This is a genomic window from Vibrio makurazakiensis, assembly GCF_050337375.1.
GTDB classification, from domain to species: Bacteria; Pseudomonadota; Gammaproteobacteria; order Enterobacterales; family Vibrionaceae; genus Vibrio; species Vibrio makurazakiensis.
Genome location: NZ_JAKJSW010000294.1, coordinates 1 through 4025, shown reverse-complemented (window position 1 = coordinate 4025; position 4025 = coordinate 1). Strand labels below are relative to the sequence as shown.

3 protein-coding genes and 1 pseudogene are annotated in these 4025 nt (G+C 42.2%); 3 read left to right on the top strand and 1 reads right to left on the bottom strand.

Annotated elements, in window-relative coordinates:
- The 3 genes and pseudogenes from L4C33_RS20220 to L4C33_RS20210 all read left to right on the top strand — a co-directional run.
- Positions 1 to 299, top strand: a pseudogene (locus L4C33_RS20220) (hypothetical protein); the annotation flags it as partial.
- 45 nt (positions 300 to 344) lie between these two features.
- Complete coding sequence (locus L4C33_RS20215; RefSeq protein WP_428814198.1) at positions 345 to 2393, top strand: MHYT domain-containing protein; 2049 nt, start codon at positions 345 to 347, stop codon at positions 2391 to 2393.
- The gene (locus L4C33_RS20210; RefSeq protein WP_428814197.1) at positions 2374 to 3504 is read left to right on the top strand and encodes an HDOD domain-containing protein; all 1131 of its coding nucleotides are present in this window, start codon (positions 2374 to 2376) and stop codon (positions 3502 to 3504) included. The genes L4C33_RS20215 and L4C33_RS20210 overlap by 20 nt, the downstream gene beginning before the upstream one ends.
- 73 nt (positions 3505 to 3577) lie before the next feature.
- Here the strand turns inward: L4C33_RS20210 and L4C33_RS20205 are convergent.
- Positions 3578 to 4025 (bottom strand): PfkB family carbohydrate kinase (locus tag L4C33_RS20205; RefSeq protein ID WP_428814196.1); only part of this gene is annotated, 448 nt, incomplete at its 5' end.

Sequence of the window (4025 nt, the reverse complement as noted above, 5' to 3'; positions counted from 1 at the left end):
CTTTGGAGAGCCAAAAAGAACTGTATGACCCCACGATATTTTCGGCATTTAAAACAACATTAGTCATTGAAACCCCGTGCAGTGAAATCAAAATTTCACAGATCAAAATTGATATGATTTTAAACGAAGACATTCGGACAGACATCGGACAATTAGTCGCTAGAGAAGGACAAAAAACCACTGATGCACTCCTTAATATAATCCGGTACTGCCAACGAAATGGGGCGATATCTTGGGATGCAAAGATATCCGTTTTAGCTGCGGACGAAACCGAAGACATAAAACTTAAAGAGCACTAAAAATTGCCTCTCATAATAAATGGATTTTAAGAAAGGACGAAAACTATGGTTGAATTCTGGCGATTTAGGCTTGTGGATACACAAACCCATCTTTTATTGGAGGGAGTCTTCAATATTTACTTGATCCTCCTGTCGGTATTCATTTCTAGCCTCGCGGCTTACTCTTGTTTAATCACAATTCAAAGAATGTGGGTATCTAGTACGCCTAAAACCGTACGATTGTGGAGAGTATTTGGCAGTATAGTTTTCGGTTTGGGAGTCTGGGCGATGCATTTTACTGGAATGCTAGCATTTATGATCCCGGTACCTATGTCTTATGATTTGGGGCTGACACTGCTTTCTTTAGTGCCGCCAATCGTAGGGGCATTTTTTGCGTTCCATATCCTTTCTAAGCAAAACTTTTCAACCCTGAACATCCAACTAAGCGCTTTATACCTAGCCTTAGGAATTGGCAGCATGCATTTTATCGGCATGGAAGCCATGAAAATGGATGTGATTATGGTTTATGACTTCACGTTTTTCGTGCTTTCAATCTTAATCGCTCAYCTATTCGCTTGCGTAGCAATTTACCTAATCAAGCTACAACACCAGCAACAAGAGGATGATGTACAAAGACGAATACTCGTGTCGATGATCATGGGGTTATCTGTCGCGGGAATGCACTACACCGCTATGGGGTCTGTTAGCTTCTATATCGAGAAGCAGACAGAAAGCATGGGCATGCACATGGGTAGTTCCCCTACCATTGCTTTGATCGTTGCCTTCTTTGCCATCATCATCTTTGCCGCCACAGCACTCTGCTCTATCGTCGATAACCGCCTACAGATTGCAGAATCGTCAGTAAAGGTAAGTATCTCGCGAGAGAAAGACATCCTAAATAACCTCGCCGACGGGCTAATCATTATCAATGAAACTGGCTCTATAGACAGCATTAACCTCATGGGGTTGAAAATGTTCAACTACCAAGAAGACGCTATCGTAGGTAAAAATATTCAAGATTTAATGCCTAAGTTCAACAAGGACAAACTATTAAGCGAAAGCACAGACCTCAACAACAAAAATAACTTAATGATGGAAGGCACCAAGTTTGGTGGAAGAGCCTTCCCTGTCGAGGTTAGTATTTCTTCGATGACAACCAGAAATGAAGACATGAGTTTATTCAATTGTGTCATTAGAGATATATCAGCCCGACTCGAATTGGAGCAACAATTGCGTCAAGCGCAGAAACTAGAGTCGATGGGGCAACTAGCAGCAGGTATAGCTCATGAGATCAACACACCCACACAGTACGTGTCTGACAATACCATCTTTCTTAAAGACGCTTTTCAAAGCTGCCTGAGCACCATCAACCAAATCAAATCGCTGGCTGACCAACACAAAGAGACACTGAGCGACGAATTCCAAACTGATTTAAATAAGGAAGTAGCGAAAAACGATATCGAGTTTATGTCTGAAGAGATCCCGCTCGCCCTGGATCAATCCTTAGAGGGGCTAAAAAGGATCAATAAAATAGTTGGAGCAATGAAATCGTTTTCTCACTCAAGTAGTCATGAAAAACAACAAGTCGACATTGCTGAAGCTATTGAGTCCACAATTACAATAGCCAGAGGAGAGTGGCGCTATGTCGCTAAAGTCGAAACTGATTTCGATACCAATATGCCGAGCGTTCCCTGCTTCCGTGATGAATTCAATCAAGTCATTTTAAACTTCATCATTAATGCGGCACATGCAATAGAAGAAAAGTACGTAGATTCTGACAACAATTTGGGGCTAATTAGAATATCGACGTATCAAGTTGAAAACAACGCTGTGATTCGCATCGAAGATAACGGTTGTGGTATTCCAGAAAGTAACATCAATCGAATCTTCGACCCTTTCTTTACCACTAAAGACATAGGTAAAGGCACAGGGCAAGGGCTCAATATCGCGTACTCCGTCATATCCGAACTCCACAAAGGAGAAATACGTACTGAGAGTACACCAAATGAAGGAACAACTTTCATCATCAGTTTACCGCTTAGCCGCGAGGTCGAAAAACCTCAAGAGTTAAGCGAATCATCAGAAGGGAGTTTCCATGAAAGTCTTGCTGGTTGATGATGAAATGATGATCCTCAATGGATTAAGAAGGGCTCTATTCGGAGCTGGTTGGACCCTATTCACCGCAGAGGGAGGGAAGCAAGCGCTCGATATTTTGGATGCTGAAGAGATCGACGTCATTATTTCTGACATGCTTATGCCGAATATGGATGGGGCTGAACTTCTTAAGACTGTCAGCCTACAATACCCCAGTGTTATTCGAGCATCTTTGTCTGGATATTCAGATCCCTTAATCACTGTGAAAGGTGGTTTTTTCGCACATCAAGCTTTCACAAAACCATGCAAACCAGAAACGCTTAAAGAGGAAATGAAGGGAATATCCGAGATCTTAGACCTGTTCCCAGATAGAACGATACAAAATGCAATTGGYACTATTACAGCCCTACCCATTTCACCCAAATCTTTCTTTAAAGTAAAAAGAGCATTACAAGATGAGTCCACATCAATGCATGAGATTGCGATTCTAATCAGTCAGGATCCTGCAATGTGTACAAAGATACTGCATATAGCTAATAACGCGACATTTCGAGGTCAAAGTGAAGCTATCACTATTACAGATGCTATCAATCGGCTTGGGCGACAGATAGTCACCAACTTTGTGTCTCTCCTTGAAATCAGTTCTGTTTCATTAAACGAGTCGAGCAAGCCTTTGGATGACTTACGCAGCGTCAGTTTCAAAGTTGCCAAACTGGCCTCTAGTTTTGTCGACATAGATCAGCGAGAACAAGTCTTTCTCATCGGGTTACTTCACCAAATTGGCGAATATGTCAGATTAGAAATCACACCAAAGCTAATGAATGCTTATCTAAACCCAGCGACGAAAGGAAAAGACAAATCGCATTTGAATAAATACTTGTTCAACACCAAATCAGAACAACTCGGCGCTTATCTACTCAACTTCTGGCGCTTCCCTAAAGATATGGTCCAAAACATTCTTAATTGCCGACAGCCAGAAGAACTCATAAAAGCACCTTTTGGCGCAGGGTGTGCGGTCTATATTGCCAGTTGCTTAATAAACGGTGAGGAAATTTCCGAAACCGTAATTAATCATTTCGAACTCTCAGAGAAAATAGTGCAATGGGAAAGTGAAGCCACTTCGATTTCGTAGCGCCTCGACTCTCCCAAAGTTAAATTACTGCGTTTGCATCCAAATACACAGTGCTACTTTAGGCGGTCAATCTTTATAGCAATGCTTCTAGCTCGAGTTTATTTGGTAATGCAGTCATCGCTCCTTTTTGTGTTGTTGCTAGCCCACCACATGCGTTACCCCATTTCACCGCGTTAACAATCACACTATGTTCATTCCAGTGCGTGTGTTGTGAGAGTTTAGCCAGTAAACCACTGACGAAAGCATCACCAGCTCCTGTCGTATCAACCACGTTGACAGGGTTCGCTGAGACTCTAAATTGCTGATTATTGGCAATAACCAACGATCCCTCTTCACCTTGAGTGATCACGACCAAAGGTAGATTGAATGATTCCAGTTGCTTTAGACCAGCTTCGATAGATTCTGTAGCGGTGAGAAGCATCAACTCTTCTTCCGAAAACTTAACGACGTCCGACAATTTCACAGCTTCCATGACAACCTCAACAAGCTCGTCAGGTTTTTTCCATACCTCTTGTCTAAGG